The organism is Gallibacterium faecale (genome assembly GCF_027920745.1).
Lineage (GTDB): Bacteria > Pseudomonadota > Gammaproteobacteria > Enterobacterales > Pasteurellaceae > Gallibacterium > Gallibacterium faecale.
Genome location: NZ_JAQIBB010000001.1, coordinates 106,850 through 122,408, shown reverse-complemented (window position 1 = coordinate 122,408; position 15,559 = coordinate 106,850). Strand labels below are relative to the sequence as shown.

General features: G+C 35.3%; 13 protein-coding genes. 10 read left to right on the top strand and 3 right to left on the bottom strand.

All coding sequences use genetic code 11. The features are described from left to right. Positions 1-20: 20 nt before the first annotated feature. The gene (xseB, locus tag PF272_RS00545) at positions 21-287 is read right to left on the bottom strand and encodes an exodeoxyribonuclease VII small subunit (RefSeq protein ID WP_065234629.1); all 267 of its coding nucleotides are present in this window, start codon (positions 285-287) and stop codon (positions 21-23) included. A gap of 134 nt (positions 288-421) precedes the next feature. Here xseB and thiI point away from each other — a divergent pair, with 134 nt between their 5' ends. The 8 genes from thiI to purR all read left to right on the top strand — a co-directional run bounded on the left by thiI (position 422) and on the right by purR (position 10,483). Beyond that, complete coding sequence (gene thiI / locus PF272_RS00540) at positions 422-1,870, top strand: tRNA uracil 4-sulfurtransferase ThiI (RefSeq protein ID WP_271141239.1); 1,449 nt, start codon at positions 422-424, stop codon at positions 1,868-1,870. 478 nt (positions 1,871-2,348) lie between these two features. Beyond that, a complete protein-coding gene (gene trpE, locus PF272_RS00535; protein ID WP_065236696.1) occupies positions 2,349-3,887 on the top strand; it encodes an anthranilate synthase component I in 1,539 nt (512 codons plus the stop codon). 16 nt (positions 3,888-3,903) lie between these two features. Continuing rightward, positions 3,904-4,485 carry an aminodeoxychorismate/anthranilate synthase component II gene (locus PF272_RS00530; RefSeq protein WP_065236695.1) on the top strand — a complete coding sequence of 194 codons (582 nt, stop codon included), beginning with the start codon at positions 3,904-3,906 and terminating at the stop codon, positions 4,483-4,485. A 45-nt stretch (positions 4,486-4,530) separates the two neighbouring features. Next, complete coding sequence (trpD, locus tag PF272_RS00525) at positions 4,531-5,532, top strand: anthranilate phosphoribosyltransferase (RefSeq protein ID WP_271141238.1); 1,002 nt, start codon at positions 4,531-4,533, stop codon at positions 5,530-5,532. 14 nt (positions 5,533-5,546) lie between these two features. Next, complete coding sequence (gene trpCF / locus PF272_RS00520) at positions 5,547-6,971, top strand: bifunctional indole-3-glycerol-phosphate synthase TrpC/phosphoribosylanthranilate isomerase TrpF (protein WP_271141237.1); 1,425 nt, start codon at positions 5,547-5,549, stop codon at positions 6,969-6,971. An 11-nt stretch (positions 6,972-6,982) separates the two neighbouring features. Next, positions 6,983-8,176, top strand: a complete 1,194-nt coding sequence (gene trpB, locus PF272_RS00515; RefSeq protein WP_271141236.1) for a tryptophan synthase subunit beta — start codon at positions 6,983-6,985, stop codon at positions 8,174-8,176. Between the two features lie 2 nt (positions 8,177-8,178). Continuing rightward, entirely contained in the window at positions 8,179-8,991 is an 813-nt protein-coding gene (trpA, locus tag PF272_RS00510) for a tryptophan synthase subunit alpha (protein ID WP_271141235.1), read from the top strand. 487 nt (positions 8,992-9,478) lie between these two features. After that, positions 9,479-10,483 (top strand): HTH-type transcriptional repressor PurR, encoded by a 1,005-nt coding sequence (gene purR, locus PF272_RS00505; protein WP_271141234.1) that lies wholly within the window; start codon positions 9,479-9,481, stop codon positions 10,481-10,483. A 396-nt stretch (positions 10,484-10,879) separates the two neighbouring features. Here the strand turns inward: purR and PF272_RS00500 are convergent, their stop codons facing one another. Then, positions 10,880-11,491 (bottom strand): riboflavin synthase subunit alpha, encoded by a 612-nt coding sequence (locus tag PF272_RS00500; RefSeq protein WP_271141233.1) that lies wholly within the window; start codon positions 11,489-11,491, stop codon positions 10,880-10,882. Positions 11,492-11,575: 84 nt separating this feature from the next. Here PF272_RS00500 and PF272_RS00495 point away from each other — a divergent pair, with 84 nt between their 5' ends. Further along, positions 11,576-12,964, top strand: a complete 1,389-nt coding sequence (locus tag PF272_RS00495; RefSeq protein WP_271141232.1) for an MATE family efflux transporter — start codon at positions 11,576-11,578, stop codon at positions 12,962-12,964. A gap of 21 nt (positions 12,965-12,985) precedes the next feature. Further along, positions 12,986-14,026, top strand: coding sequence for a Gfo/Idh/MocA family oxidoreductase (locus PF272_RS00490; protein WP_271141231.1), 1,041 nt, complete (start codon positions 12,986-12,988; stop codon positions 14,024-14,026). A gap of 313 nt (positions 14,027-14,339) precedes the next feature. Here the strand turns inward: PF272_RS00490 and PF272_RS00485 are convergent, their stop codons facing one another. Next, the gene (locus PF272_RS00485) at positions 14,340-15,545 is read right to left on the bottom strand and encodes an ROK family protein (RefSeq protein ID WP_271141230.1); all 1,206 of its coding nucleotides are present in this window, start codon (positions 15,543-15,545) and stop codon (positions 14,340-14,342) included. Positions 15,546-15,559 lie beyond the last annotated feature (14 nt).

Sequence of the window (15,559 nt, the reverse complement as noted above, 5' to 3'; positions counted from 1 at the left end):
TAGCTCAAATCAGATCAGTATTAAAAGGGGGAATCTTCATCAGATGGTTGTTCAACATTAGTTGCGTAATCGCTTAATTGTGCAGTTGAATTTTTTTCTAACAAAATTTGAACACGTTGTTCGGCGTTGGCTAAACGATCTTGAGCTTGTTTAGCTAAATTTACTCCTTGTTCAAATTGAGCTAGAGCATCTTCTAAACTTAAATCACCTTGTTCTAAACGATTAACTACGGCTTCTAATTCGGTTAAAGTATTTTCAAAATTTAATGTTTGGGTTGTCTTTTTCATAATTAAAAATGCTCAGTTTTCAACGAGCTATATTGTACCTAATTAATTCAGGAAAGTTTAGGCGGATTTTTTACGTTAAACAGATTTTTCGTGTAGAATACACGCTTATTTTTTCTGAATGATGAAATGGCAATATGAAGTTTATTATTAAATTATTTCCAGAAATCATGATTAAAAGTGATTCTGTACGTAAACGTTTTATTAAAATTTTGACGGGAAATATTCGTAACGTTTTAAATAAGTATGATGACCAAGTTGCGGTTGTTAAACACTGGGATTACATTGAGGTAAGAACGAAAAATGCAGAGAAGAATGATCTCCTAATAGAGCTGTTACAACGTATTCCCGGTATCCATCATTTCTTACAAGTTGAAGAAAAACCTTTTAATACATTGCAAGATATTTTCAAAATTGTTTATGCAGATATTGGTTCACAATTAGAAAATAAAACCTTTTGTGTGCGTGTAAAACGTAAAGGAAAACATGAGTTTACCTCATTAGACGCTGAACGTTATATTGGCGGTGGTTTAAATCAGCATATTCAAAGTGCAAAGGTGAAATTAACTGATTCAGAAGTAACTGTTCGTATTGAAATTGAATATGATCATGTGATGTTGGTAAGACAACGTTTTGAGGGAATTGGTGGTTATCCAATCGGTACACAGGAAGATGTTTTATCATTAATTTCTGGAGGATTCGACTCAGGAGTATCAAGCTATATGTTATTACGCCGAGGTTGTCGTGTGCATTATTGCTTCTTTAATTTAGGTGGAGCAGCACATGAAATAGGAGTAAAACAGATGGCTTACCATATATGGCATCGTTATGGTAGTTCTCATAAAGTACGTTTTGTTGCCGTAAATTTTGAAAAAATTGTCGCTGAAATTTTAGAAAAAATTGATAACGGACAGATGGGGGTTGTACTAAAACGGATGATGGTACGAGCTGCGAGTAAAGTGGCAGAACGTTTTCAAATTCAGGCTATTGTAACTGGCGAAGCATTAGGACAAGTTTCTAGTCAAACATTGACCAATTTGCGTTTAATTGATGAAGTAGCTGATTGTTTAGTTTTACGTCCATTGATTTCACATGACAAAGAGCAAATTATTGCAATGGCAAAACAAATTGGTACTGATGATATTGCAAAATCAATGCCTGAATTTTGTGGTGTTATTTCAAAAAATCCAACAGTAAAAGCCATTAAAGTAAAAATTGAAGAAGAGGAGTCACTTTTCGATTTTTCTTTATTGGAAGATGCAGTATGGAATGCTCAATATCTAGATATTCGTCAAATAGCTGAACAAACAGAGCGAGAAGTTCCGGAAGTTGAAATGGTGTCTGTATTGCAACAAAATGATGTGATTATTGATATTCGCAGTCCAGAAGAAACAGACGAAAAACCATTAGAATTGGAAAATCAAACAATCTTACAGATTCCTTTCTATAAATTATCTAGCCAATTTGCAGAATTAGATCAAAGTAAAAATTATCTATTGTTCTGTGAGCGCGGTGTGATGAGCCGTTTGCAAGCATTGTATTTAAAAGATCAAGGTTTCACGAATATTCGTATATTCAGACAATAAATAATCTCTATCTAAAATTTGTTACAAACTTGTGCTTTGTTGCAGAGCACAAGTTTCTTTTTATTTATACAAATAAATGTTAGAGGAATTGTTAGAGCAATAGATACAAAACACCTCTTATGTCACATTTATTATATTTAACATAATATACATTATATTAATTTTGTGATAGAGTTAAAAATAATGCTTTTTATGTTAAATTACTAAAATATCTAGATATTATATCCTATAATCATATTTCAATCTAAAGTAAACTAATACACTAAACAACCAATTCTCAATTCTGTTAAGATTTATCGTTTCAGCAATGCTCGTTTATTTTCAAAGCCAAAGCCTTAGCACAAATATCATTTTGTTATAGCCGTTCACTTTTTCTTCTTTTATTTAAGATAAATACAAAAACTGGCTTGCTTTTCTAAATTTACAAGCGTACTATTTTGCTAGTACAAGATATAAAGAAGTGTAAGAGGATTTTATCGTGCCCTTTTTAGAAGTTATTCAACAATCAATTCCATATCAAGCAGACACCACATCCCTTTTTGCGCGTTTATGTGAAAATAAAAGTAATACATTGCTGTTAGATTCAGCAGAAATTGGTAGTAAAAACAGTTTAAAAAGTCTATTAATTGCAAAAGCAGCGGTAAAAGTAAAATGTGAACAACAAACGGTTTCTTTTCAAGCATTGACTGCAAATGGTGAACAAGTTATCAAACAGTTAGCAGAACAGTTTGAAGCTAAGACTGGCGTTAGCGTTATTCAGCAACAATTAGCATTAATCGTTACTTTCCCTACTTTAAATAATGAGTTAGATGAAGATAGCAAACTGCAAGCTTTCACCGTTTTTGATGGATTACGTACTATCTTAACACTTTATCAACAACATACTCAGCCAATCTTCTTAGGAGGATTATTTGCCTATGATTTGGTCGCAAATTTTATCCCTATGAAAGATATTGTATTAGAAGATGATGGTTTAGTTTCTCCTGATTATAGCTTCTATTTAGCGGAACAGTTGGTTGTGATTGATCATCAAGCAGAAAAAGCTGAACTCCATTCATATATCTTTGATGAATCACAAAAAATTTCTATTTCTGAACAAGCAAAAACAATTATATTTCAATTAAATGAAGAAAAAGATACGGTATTGCATAAGCAAAATGCCTCTACTGAAGTAGCGGTCAATATTGAAGATGAAGCTTTTAAAGCAATTATTGAAAAGCTTAAACACCACATTAATATTGGCGATGTATTCCAAATTGTTCCATCTCGCCGTTTTTCATTGGAATGCCCTAGTCCATTAGCAACATATCAGCAACTAAAACATAATAATCCAAGTCCTTATATGTTTTATATGCAAGATGATGACTTTACCCTATTTGGTGCTTCACCAGAAAGTGCTTTGAAATATACTGAAGCAACTCGCCAATTAGAGATTTATCCGATTGCAGGTTCTCGCCCTCGTGGGTTTGACAGTCAAGGTCAAATCGATCCTGAATTAGATGCTCGTTTAGAATTAGAGTTACGTCTTGATCATAAAGAACAATCTGAACACTTAATGTTAGTTGATTTAGCACGTAATGATATTGCTCGAGTATGTGTCAGTGGCACTCGACGTGTTGCGGAATTAATGCAGGTTGATCGCTATTCGCATATTATGCATTTAGTTTCTCGTGTAGTAGGTCAATTAAAACCAGAATTAGATGCATTGCATGCCTATCAAGCATGTATGAATATGGGCACATTAACGGGAGCACCGAAAATTAAGGCAATGCAACTTATCTATCAATTTGAAAAACAACGCAGACATAGTTATGGCGGTGCGGTTGGTTACCTCTCTTCTCATGGTGATCTTGATACCTGTATTGTGATTCGTTCTGCCTTTGTTCAGAATGGTATTGCTTATATTCAAGCAGGTTGTGGCGAAGTGTTAGATTCTAATCCACAAATGGAAGCAGATGAAACTCGTCATAAAGCAGCTGCGGTGATTAAAGCAATTAAACAGACAAATTGCCAATAATAAGGATGTATAAATTATGGCTAATATACTCTTTCTCGATAATTTTGATTCTTTTACCTATAACTTGGTTGATCAATTCCGTGTGCTAGGGCATAACGTGACAGTGTATCGTAATGACTGTGATTTACAGACTTTAATCAAAGCCGCGACATCTCAACCAAATACAATTTTAGCCCTTTCCCCTGGACCAGGAAATCCGCAACAAGCAGGAAATATGTTACCACTGATTCAGGCAGTAAAAGATCGTTGTCCAATTATTGGTATTTGTTTAGGACATCAGGCAATTATTGAAGCGTTTGGTGGTGAAATTGTACACGCAGGTGAAGTAATGCACGGCAAAGTATCTAAGATTACACATGATAACCAAGCAATGTTTCAATCATTAGCCAATCCTCTCCCCGTTGCCCGTTATCACTCATTAATGGGAGTAAAACTTCCAGCAGAATTAATCGTTAATGCGGAATATAACCATATTGTCATGGCAATTCGTCACCAAACACTGCCTATCTGTGGATTCCAATTCCACCCAGAATCCATTTTAACCGTGCAAGGTGGACAATTATTAAAACAAACTATTGATTGGTTATTAGCCAGATAATTCGCATTACAACAAAAATTAATAAAAAATTTAGGGAAGATAATTATGGAAACTCAACAAATACTCGAAAAATTATTCAATGGCAATACGCTCTCCTCTACTGAAAGCGAACAACTTTTTACGGCAATTTTACAAGGTCAATTAAGTAATGAACAATTAGCAGGTGCTTTGATTGCATTAAAAATCAAAGGTGAATCAGTGGCTGAAATTAGTGGTGCGGTTACTGCATTAATCAATGCAGCAGAGCCTTTCCCAACGCCAGATTATGTGTTTGCTGATATTGTAGGAACTGGTGGTGATGGGGCAAATAGCATTAATATTTCGACTACAAGTGCCCTTGTTGCTGCAAGTATGGGAGCCAGAGTTGCTAAACATGGAAATCGTAGTGTTTCTAGTAAAACAGGATCAAGTGATGTACTTTCTGCATTAAATGTTCGTTTAGATCTTGATGCCAATACAGCTCGCCAAGCACTTGATGAAATTGGAATTTGCTTTTTATTTGCGCCACAATACCATCGAGGTTTTAAACACGCTATTCCCGTACGTCAAGCTTTAAAAACACGGACTATCTTTAATATCTTAGGACCATTAATTAATCCAGCACGACCAAAACATCAAATGTTAGGTGTATATCATCCCCAGTTAATCCAGCCTTATGCTGAAACTGCTCTTGCATTAGGTCATCAACATAGTGTTGTGATCCATGGTAGTGGTTTAGATGAAGTTGCACTACATGGACCAACAGAAGTTGCGGAAATTATCAATGGTGCTATTGAACGTTATACATTAACAGCGGAAGATTTTGGTTTAAAACCACAATCCTTAGAAGCAATAAAAGGTGGTGAACCAGCAGAAAATGCAGAGGTTGTCCGCTTGATTTTACAAGGTAAAGGCAGTGATGCGCATATGAATGCTGTTGCGGCAAATACAGCGCTGCTTCTCAAATTATTTGGCTACAACGATCTGAAACAAACAACTCAACAAGTCTTAGAACATTTAGCAAGCGGTAACGCCTTGCAAACATTAGAAAAATTAACGCAGTATTAAGAGATTAATGTTATATGATCACACAAGATTTTTCACAAACACTTCAACAAAAAGCCACCGTATTACAAAAAATTGTGGCTGATAAATTAGATTGGGTAAAAACACAACAAGCAAACTTTCCATTAGCGCAATTTAAAGATCAAATTGAACAGAGTGATCGTGATTTTTACCAAGCTTTAGCTCAAGGTACACATGAAATTCCTGCTTTTATTTTAGAATGTAAAAAGGCTTCGCCATCAAAAGGATTAATTCGAGAAGAGTTTGATCTAGAAGGGATTGCCTCAGTTTATCGTCATTATGCCAGTGCAATTTCTGTGCTAACTGACGAAAAGTATTTTCAAGGGAATTTTGCTTATTTACCAAGAGTACGCAAATTGGTTAAGCAGCCTGTTCTTTGCAAAGATTTTATGATTAGCGAATATCAGGTCTATTTAGCACGCTATTATCAAGCAGATGCTATTCTTTTAATGTTATCCGTTGTTGATGATAATACTTATCGCATTTTGGCTGATTTAGCTCACTCATTAGGAATGGGGGTATTAACAGAAACCTCAAATGAAGAAGAATTACAACGTGCCATTGCATTAGAAGCAAAAGTTATTGGGATTAATAACCGTAATTTGCATGACTTATCTGTCGATTTACAACGTACCTTAACATTAGCGCCGAATATTCCTAACGATCGTATTATTATTAGTGAATCAGGTATTTATACACATCAACAAGTACGAGAATTAAAACCTGTTGCACATGCATTTTTGATTGGCAGCAGTTTAATGGGAAGCCATGATCTTAATGCTGCAGTAAGAGCGATTATTTATGGTGAAAATAAGGTGTGTGGGTTAACACGTGCAGAAGATGCAGCCGTTGCTTATCAACAGGGGGCATTATATGGTGGGTTGATTTTTGCAGAACACTCCCCTCGCTGTCTTACCTTATCGCAAGCACAACAAGTTATGACAGCAGCACCATTACGTTATGTGGGCGTATTTCAAAATCAATCCATTGAAACAATTGTGACATTAAGCCAACAATTATCACTATTTGCAGTACAGCTACATGGCAAAGAAGATAGCAATTTTATTCAGCAATTACGCCAGCAATTACCACAATCATGCCAAATTTGGCGTGCTGTTGGTGTTGATCCAACATCTGGACAAGTCACTTTTCAGCCAGACAGCAATGTTGACCGTTATGTGTTTGATACACAATTAAAAAATCAACAAGGCGGTACAGGACAGATATTTGACTGGACACTATTGCCAATTGATTGGAAAGGCAAAATTATGCTTGCAGGAGGGTTAAATGCAGAAAATATTGAGAGTGCGATGGCGCAGCATTGTTTAGGATTAGATATTAATTCTGGCGCAGAAACTGCACCAGGCATCAAAGATGCAGAGAAATTAAAAACTATTTTTGAAAAAATTATGAAAAGTTAGGATGAATCATTATGAGTGATACTTTATTAAACCCTTATTTTGGTGAGTTTGGCGGAATGTATGTTCCTGAAATTCTCGTCCCTGTACTACAACAATTAGAAAAAGCATTTGTTGAAGCTCGCCAAGATCCAGAATTCCAACGTCAATTCAATGATCTACTAAAAAATTATGCTGGACGACCAACCGCATTAACCTTATGCCGAAACTTAACTAAAGGCAGTAAAACCAAACTTTACCTGAAACGTGAAGATTTATTGCATGGCGGTGCACATAAAACAAACCAAGTATTAGGACAAGCACTCTTAGCAATGCGTATGGGAAAAACCGAAATTATCGCGGAAACGGGTGCGGGACAACATGGTGTTGCTACGGCATTAGCGTGTGCAATGTTAGGTTTAAAATGCCGCATTTATATGGGAGCAAAGGATGTAGAGCGTCAATCACCGAACGTTTTCCGTATGCGTTTAATGGGTGCTGAAGTCATTTCTGTGAATAAAGGCTCTTGTTCATTAAAAGATGCGTGTTGTGAAGCAATGCGTGACTGGTCAGCAAATTACGATAAAGCACATTATTTATTAGGTACTGCGGCTGGTCCACATCCATTCCCAACCATTGTGCGTGAATTTCAGAAAATGATTGGTGAAGAAACCAAACGTCAAGTGCTAGAGCGCGAAGGACGTCTGCCTGATGCAGTTATTGCTTGTGTTGGCGGTGGTTCAAATGCCATTGGAATGTTTGCTGATTTTATTGATGAACAAACTGTGCAATTAATTGGTGTAGAACCTGCTGGAAAAGGCATTGAAACGGGGGAGCATGGTGCACCTCTTGGCCATGGTTCAGTCGGTATTTATTTTGGGATGAAATCCCCATTAATGCAAACCAAAGATGGTCAAATTGAAGAATCTTATTCTATTTCAGCAGGATTAGACTTCCCGTCTGTTGGACCACAACACGCTTATCTGCATAGTACAGGACGTGCAAATTACGTATCTATTACAGATGATGAAGCTTTAGCCGCCTTCCAAGAGTTAGCTCAACATGAAGGGATTATTCCTGCATTAGAATCCTCTCATGCACTTGCTTATGCCTTGAAACTGATCAAACAAAACCCAGAAAAAGAACAAATCTTAGTGGTTAATCTTTCAGGCCGTGGTGATAAAGATATTTTCACTGTGGATAAAATCTTAAATGCGAAAGGAGCTTAATTATGAGTCGGTTTAATCAACTTTTTGCTAAATTACAACAACAAAACCAGGGGGCATTTGTTCCTTTCGTGACTTTATGTGATCCAACACTTGACCGCTCTTTCGAAATTATTTGTACATTAGTAGATAATGGTGCAGATGCGTTAGAGTTAGGTTTTCCTTTCTCTGATCCGTTACTTGATGGGCCAGTGATTCAAGCCGCAAATAATCGTGTCTTATCTGCCGGATTTAGTACAGATGCTTGCTTTGAATTATTAGAGAAAGTTCGTGCTAAATATCCTGAAATTCCAATTAGTTTATTACTTTGTGCGAATTTGATTTATGCCAAAACATTAGATGGTTTCTATCAACGCTGCCAACAAGTTGGAGTAGATGCAGTTTTAGTCGCAGATATTCCTCTATTTGCAGCGGCAGATTATCTAGAAAGTGCACATAAATTTAATATTCAGCCTGTATTTATTTGCCCACCGAATGCCAATGAAAAAACAATAGAAGGTATTGCTAAGACGAGCCAAGGTTATACTTATCTTGTTTCTCGTGCTGGCGTAACAAGTGCAGAAAATCAATCTCATGCAAGCAATTTAGAGGATTTAATCCAACGCTTAAAAGCACATAATGCACCGCCGCTTTTACAAGGGTTTGGTATTGCACAACCACAACAAGTAAAAGAGGCTTTGGCTGCGGGAACAGCTGGAGCAATCTCAGGTTCAGCGGTAGTAAAAATTATCGAACGAAATTTAGATAATCATCAACAATGTTTATCGGAATTAGCTGAATTTGTTCGTAATATGAAACAAGCTACCTATAAAAACTAAAACGAGTTTGAATATCTTCAAAAGAAAGGCTATCAAATTAAATTGGTAGTCTTTTTTATTGCGAGAATTTATTTATTTTTATAAAAACTAGTATTTTTACTCTAATAGTATTTAGGTTTCGCCCTAAAGGGCGACTTCATTTTCTTTGCTCGTACAAAGAAAACGAAGCAAAAGAAAGTACGCCCTCGCACACTTGCTAATCCTCATTCCAATAAGATTTTCCGGGCGGCAAAAAACAGAGATTTTTCTCACTATGTTCGAAAAATGATCACTTTTTTTGCCTGAAAATCTTATTTCCATTCGGGCAAGTGTAAGAGGGAACCCATTAAACATTTAATGAAGACTTGTTACTAATCTTAGGTTTGTCAGCAGTCTAACTATTTTTATAAAAATAGCCAATTTTGTGAACTTGAGCACAAATTTAACAAAAAAACTAACATTTCCTATATTTATCTTTATAATAGCCCAAATTTTTTTGGAGGTTATCATGGCAACAATTAAAGATGTCGCAAAATTAGCAGGGGTATCAACTACAACAGTTTCTCATGTAATTAATAAAACTCGCTTTGTTGCTGAGGACACAACTAAATTAGTTTGGGACGCAATCCAACAACTTAACTACTCACCCAGTGCTGTTGCTCGTAGCTTAAAAGTAAATACAACCAAATCAATTGGAATGATGATAACAACCAGTGAAACACCTTATTTTGCTGAAATTGTCCATGCCGTTGAAGAATATTGCTATCAACAGGGTTATTCTTTATTTTTATGCAATACACAAAATAATTTCCAAAAAATCAGCAATCATTTAGATATGTTAGTGAAAAAAAGAGTAGATGGTATTATGGTAATGTGTTCAGAATATACACAGGATTCCAAAGATCTCTTTGCTCACTTTACTACTCTGCCAATTGTCGTAATGGACTGGGGTCCTAACAATTCTAATATGGATGTAATTCAAGATAATAGCTTTGAAGGTGGCTATTTAGCGACAAAATATTTGATTGATTCTGGGCATAAGAAAATTGGTATTATTGCGGGTGATTTAGATAAAACAACCGCAAAAACACGCTACGATGGCTATGTTAAAGCGATGGAAGAAGCAAAATTACCAATTAATCAAAATTGGGTGTTAGAAGGACATTTTGAACCTGAAGATGGGTTTGAATGTATGAATAAGATCTTGATCCAAGATGAATTACCAACCGCTGTTTTTTGTTGTAATGATGTGATGGCGTTAGGTGCAATCTCTGCAATTGGCGAAAAAGGACTTTCAGTACCAGAAGATATTTCAATTATTGGCTATGATGATATTCATGCTTCCCGTTTTTATGCACCGCCATTAACCACTGTACATCAATCCAAAATGCGTTTAGGGATTATGGCAATCGATCTGTTAATTGCTCGGATGACAGATAAAAATAAAGAACCTGCTCGAATTGAAATGCATCCAGAGTTAATTATCCGTAAATCAGTTAAAAAACTTGCTTAATTTTTATATAAACAAAAGGGCTAATTTATAACCCATTAATTTGATGGCAAAGTCTATTTAATATTTTTTAGATATTCTTGTTTTAATTAACATTTAGGTTTCGCCCTAAAGGGCGACTTCATTTTCTTTACTTGTGTAAAGAAAACGAAGCAAACCTCGCACACTTGCTAATCCTCATTCCAATAAGATTTTCCGGGCGGCAAAAAACAGAGATTTTTCTCACTACGTTCGAAAAATGATCACTTTTTTTGCCTGAAAATCTTATTTACATTCGGACAAGTGTGAGATGGAACCCATTAAACATTTATTAAGATTGTGAGTAAATTTAGATTTGTCCGCACTCTGAGGCTAATTTATCATCAAAATTAGCCCTTGTTATATTCAATAAAATCTTATCTATTTTTGCTGACTTAAATAACGCTCTACCGTATCTACCACAGCTTGTGTTTGTGAATCCAATTCAATATTCACTTTATCATGTACTTGTTTTTGACTAAGAATGGTACGTTGTAACGTTTCTGGAATTAAATTAACGCAAAAAGATTGTTCTTTTACTTCACCAATCGTCAAACTAATACCATCAACCGCAATATAGCCCTTAGTTAAAATATATTTCATAACCTCTTGATTAGGTAATTTAAACCAAACTTGACGATTATTCGGTGAAGATAAGATTTGTTCAATTTCTGCCGTACAGTACACATGCCCAGATAATAGGTGTCCGCCGACTTCATCACCAATCTTCATAGCACGTTCTACATTAATTTCATCGCCAACTTTTAATTCGCCTAGATTGGTAATTTTCAACGTTTCTTGCATTAAATCGAAACTGATTAAATCGCCTTCAATTTTGGTGACTGTTAAACAAACGCCGTTATGTGCAACAGAAGCACCTAACGTCAAACCAGACAATAAATCCTGTGGCATTTTTATAATGTGTGTTCTAAAATTATCTTTCGCTTTAATTTCATGGATTTTTGCTTTTCCTTGAATAATTCCTGTAAACATACTTTTCTCCTTAAATGAAAAAATCTTGTTACTGCTGTATGTTAGAAAAGGCAACTAACTAAAATTACAAACGTCGGACATTCTATGACAAATTGGCAAAGATATAAAACACAAATTATTGAATTGATTAAACTTGCATCGCCTATTCTGATTGCACAAGTCGCACAAAATTCAATGGGACTAACCGATACTATTATGGCGGGTCGTGTTAGTGCAAAAGATATGGCTGCAATTTCTGTGGGAGCTTCAATTTGGTTCCCATTGCTGCTATTTGGACAAGGTTTGCTATTAGCTTTGCCACCAACGATTTCCTACTTAAATGGATCGGGTAAACGTAAATTAATTGCCCATCAAGTTCGTCAAGGAATCTGGATTGCGGTAACAATTAGTATTCCTATCTTTCTAATTGTTTATAACAGTCGATTTATTATTGATTTAATGGGAATGGATGCAGAATTAGCAAATATTACCGAAGGTTATCTCCAAGTGATGGCGTTTGGGGCATTACCTTATTTATTAATGATGAACTTTCGTTGTTTAAATGATGGTATTGCTAAAACCAAACCAGCTATGGTGATTGCGTTTACCTGCTTATTGTTAAATATCCCGTTAAACTATATTTTTATCTATGGTTCGTTTGGCGTTCCTGCTTTTGGTGCCGTAGGATGTGGAATTGCAACAATGATTTTAAACTGGGTAGCATTCCTGCTTATTATTATTTATTGCTATAACGTACCAAGCCAACGTGATCTCAACATTTTTGAGCAAATTATTGAAAAACCAAATCCAAAAACGCTAAATAAGTTAGTGCGTCTTGGTTTCCCTATTGCAGTATCAATTTGTTGTGAGGTGCTGCTCTTTTGTATCATTTCGCTGCTAATTTCGCCGTTTGGCGCAGAAATTATTGCTAGCCATCAAATTGCCTTAAATACCAGCTCATTCATTTATATGTTGCCAATGTCAATTTCGATGGCAACGACTATTCTTGTTGGGCAAAGTTTGGGGGCAGGTAATGCATTACAAGCTAAACAATTTACGTTTTGTGCTTTAAGTTTAGGACTTACTGTTACCTTATTTACCGCAACCATTACCTTATTATTTCGGCAAAATATTGCCAGTATTTTTGTTAGTGATCAAAACGTCATTATTATGGCATCATCATTGTTAATTTTTGCTGCTGTTTATCAATTTTCAGATACGACACAAACCATTATCGGTGGTGCTTTGCGTGGCTATAAAGATACTAAATCAGTGTTGTGGATCTCTCTATTTGGTTATTGGGTGGTAGGTATGCCTGTTGGCTATGTTCTTGGCTTAACTGATTGGATTGTTCCTCATATGACAGCTGCTGGCTTTTGGATTGGTTTTGTTGTTTGTTTAACGACTGTGGCTTGCCTACTCTTCTTCCGTTTACGTCATATTCAACGTTTACCTGAAGAGATTTTATTTACTCGATTAGAAAAAATTAAATAGTATGATAAGGAGATTTTATCTATGCAACAAGTGATACGTGTTGGAATTGCTGGATTTGGTATGTCAGCCAATGTATTTCACCTCCCTTTTTTATTGAATGATCCGCGATTCCAAGTGGTGAAAATTTTTGAACGTACAGGGAATAAAGTAGCAACCAAATATCCTCAAATTACTACTGTACGTCAATTTGAAGAGCTATTAACTGATGATGTTGATCTCGTCATCATTACCACACCAAATTTGACCCATTATGATTTCACGAAAAAAGCGATTTTAGCCGGCAAACATATTATTGTAGAAAAACCATTAAGTGTTACTGCTGCGGAAGCAAAAGAGCTTGCCGAATTAGCGAAACAACATCAAGTTAAGCTTTCTGTTTATCAAAACCGCCGTTGGGATAATGGGATTTTGACCGTAAAACAACTATTAAAGAGTGGCTTGTTAGGCGATATTGTAGATTATGAAATTCACTATGATCGCTATACTCAAGCAAAAAATAGCAAAGCATGGAAAGAAACTGGCGAACGAGGTGTCGGTTTAGTTTATGATCTAGGCGTTCATTTAATCGATCATGTGGTTCATCTATTTGGGCTGCCTCAGGCGTTATATGCTGATTTACGCTACCAACACCAAGGTTCATTAGGAGAAGATAATTTCCAAATCTATTTCTATTATCAAGATAAAAAAGTAGTCATGTCATCAAGTAAATATGTACGGGAAAAAGGACCAAGTATTGCAATGCATGGCACACTCGGATCGTATGTAAAATATGAAATAGATAACCAAGAAGCCTTATTGATGGCGGGTGTTGTTCCTAAAGGAGATTGGAATAAAGAAGATAAAGCATTTTGGGGAACACTCAATACAGAAGTAAATGGCGTACATATTTGTACAGCATTAGAAACTGTATCTGGCAATTATCAAGCCTATTATGACAATATTTATGCTGCATTAACGGCTGATGAATCATTACAAGTAACCGCAGAACAAGCAGCAAAAGTATTAGACTTAATTGAGAAAGTTTATCTTAGCGCAGAAAGCGGTAGAAAAATTATGCTTTGATACAAAAATAACTATTTGATTTTAATATAAAAAATATTTTTTCTATTATTTTTAAAAATTTTTTAGATTTTTTTGAACTTTTTATTTTTTTGCCGGTCTTAGTAACCGCTAGTGACTGCAAACGCGTAAGCAAATGTTTTTTTTATTTTATTCATTGAAACTTCCCCCTGTTCCTTTATGGAACAGGGGTTTTTCTTTTTATGCGCTTTAGGCATCGCATTTGTCAACTTAGTCAAATTGAAGATAAAAAATTACCTCGATATTCTCGAGGTAATCACAGTAAATTCTATCTATTTTAATTACTGGGATAGAATTACATTAAAGAACCAATTAAATCGCCATTGTAAAGGTATTTTTTCACCATCGCACTCGCTACAACCGCATTATTCTGCGCATAATGCCCTGTGATAATATCGACCTTATGTTGATCGAGTAGTAAATTTTCATTTAACTTCTGTTTTAGATGTTCAACAAAAATCGTATTTGCACCCAAATAACTCGAATTGATCATAATTTTATCGGATGAAAAAATATTCACTAGATTCATTAAGACATAAGAAATTCCATCTGCTACATATTGTAAAATATCAATCGCAGATTGATTACCTTGATTAGCCAATTCACAAAGGTATTCAATTTTTTGTGCATTATCTTCTAAATCGTTCGGTAAAAGATGATTTACTAAACGATAAATCGCGGAATAAGTTACATGATGTTGTAACTGTTGTGCATCTTCAGGCAATAAATGTTCGCTAATAATAGTAGATAACGGGCTTAACATTGGCAAACAAACTCGATCTATATTCATTCGTTGCTGTTTATTGCCTTGAATCATTTTCCCTTTAATAGAAACACTCATATTAATCACATCATCTACTTGTAAGTAGATAACGTTCTCGCTACTAATTGCTGCCCCTAAGCTTGATTCAGCAAATACCCAAGCCGGAAAGTATTCAGATAAAATAATTGGTAAATTAAATTCATCACTTAATATAGTTTGTAACTCAACATCAATTTCAAACTGCCCTAAGCGCTGAATTCCTGTTTGTTGGCGGTTTAACTGCCCTTCTACAACCACTGAAATAGCAAAAATTTGCATCACTTGAGAACGAAATTCTGCTTGGAAATCACGTAAATTTTCTGCGAGTAAGTTTGCTAAATTTTGATACTGTTTAGCTTGTAACGGGAAAGTTTTGCTAGCAACAGTTTTACCATTTAACTCACACAAGAAAATAGTAATTTCTCTTTCATTTAATACAACACATAACGATTGCCAATAAAAAGGAGAAATCGCCAATCCAACTGCAGGACGCCCTCTTACAATAGGCGTTTGCGTAGTGCGTTCTATCACTAATTTTAAATCGATTAAATCACGTGTGAAGTTAGTAATACTAGCTGGGGCTAGCCCTGAAATTTTTGATAAATCAATCCGTGAAATTAAATCAAATTGTTCAATTAAACGATAAATAGACCCTAAATGTTGTAATTTTTGTGGTGAATTCATTAACTGCTTTGTCATAATACGTACATTTA

Coding starts and splice junctions, on each gene's coding strand:
- PF272_RS00530 (WP_065236695.1), top strand. CDS start 3,904: ATGGCTAATATACTCTTTCTCGATAATTTTGATTCTTTTACCTATAAC.
- trpD (WP_271141238.1), top strand. CDS start 4,531: ATGGAAACTCAACAAATACTCGAAAAATTATTCAATGGCAATACGCTC.
- thiI (WP_271141239.1), top strand. CDS start 422: ATGAAGTTTATTATTAAATTATTTCCAGAAATCATGATTAAAAGTGAT.
- PF272_RS00500 (WP_271141233.1), bottom strand. CDS start 11,491: ATGTTTACAGGAATTATTCAAGGAAAAGCAAAAATCCATGAAATTAAA.
- PF272_RS00485 (WP_271141230.1), bottom strand. CDS start 15,545: ATGACAAAGCAGTTAATGAATTCACCACAAAAATTACAACATTTAGGG.
- trpCF (WP_271141237.1), top strand. CDS start 5,547: ATGATCACACAAGATTTTTCACAAACACTTCAACAAAAAGCCACCGTA.
- PF272_RS00490 (WP_271141231.1), top strand. CDS start 12,986: ATGCAACAAGTGATACGTGTTGGAATTGCTGGATTTGGTATGTCAGCC.
- purR (WP_271141234.1), top strand. CDS start 9,479: ATGGCAACAATTAAAGATGTCGCAAAATTAGCAGGGGTATCAACTACA.
- PF272_RS00495 (WP_271141232.1), top strand. CDS start 11,576: ATGACAAATTGGCAAAGATATAAAACACAAATTATTGAATTGATTAAA.
- xseB (WP_065234629.1), bottom strand. CDS start 287: ATGAAAAAGACAACCCAAACATTAAATTTTGAAAATACTTTAACCGAA.
- trpB (WP_271141236.1), top strand. CDS start 6,983: ATGAGTGATACTTTATTAAACCCTTATTTTGGTGAGTTTGGCGGAATG.
- trpA (WP_271141235.1), top strand. CDS start 8,179: ATGAGTCGGTTTAATCAACTTTTTGCTAAATTACAACAACAAAACCAG.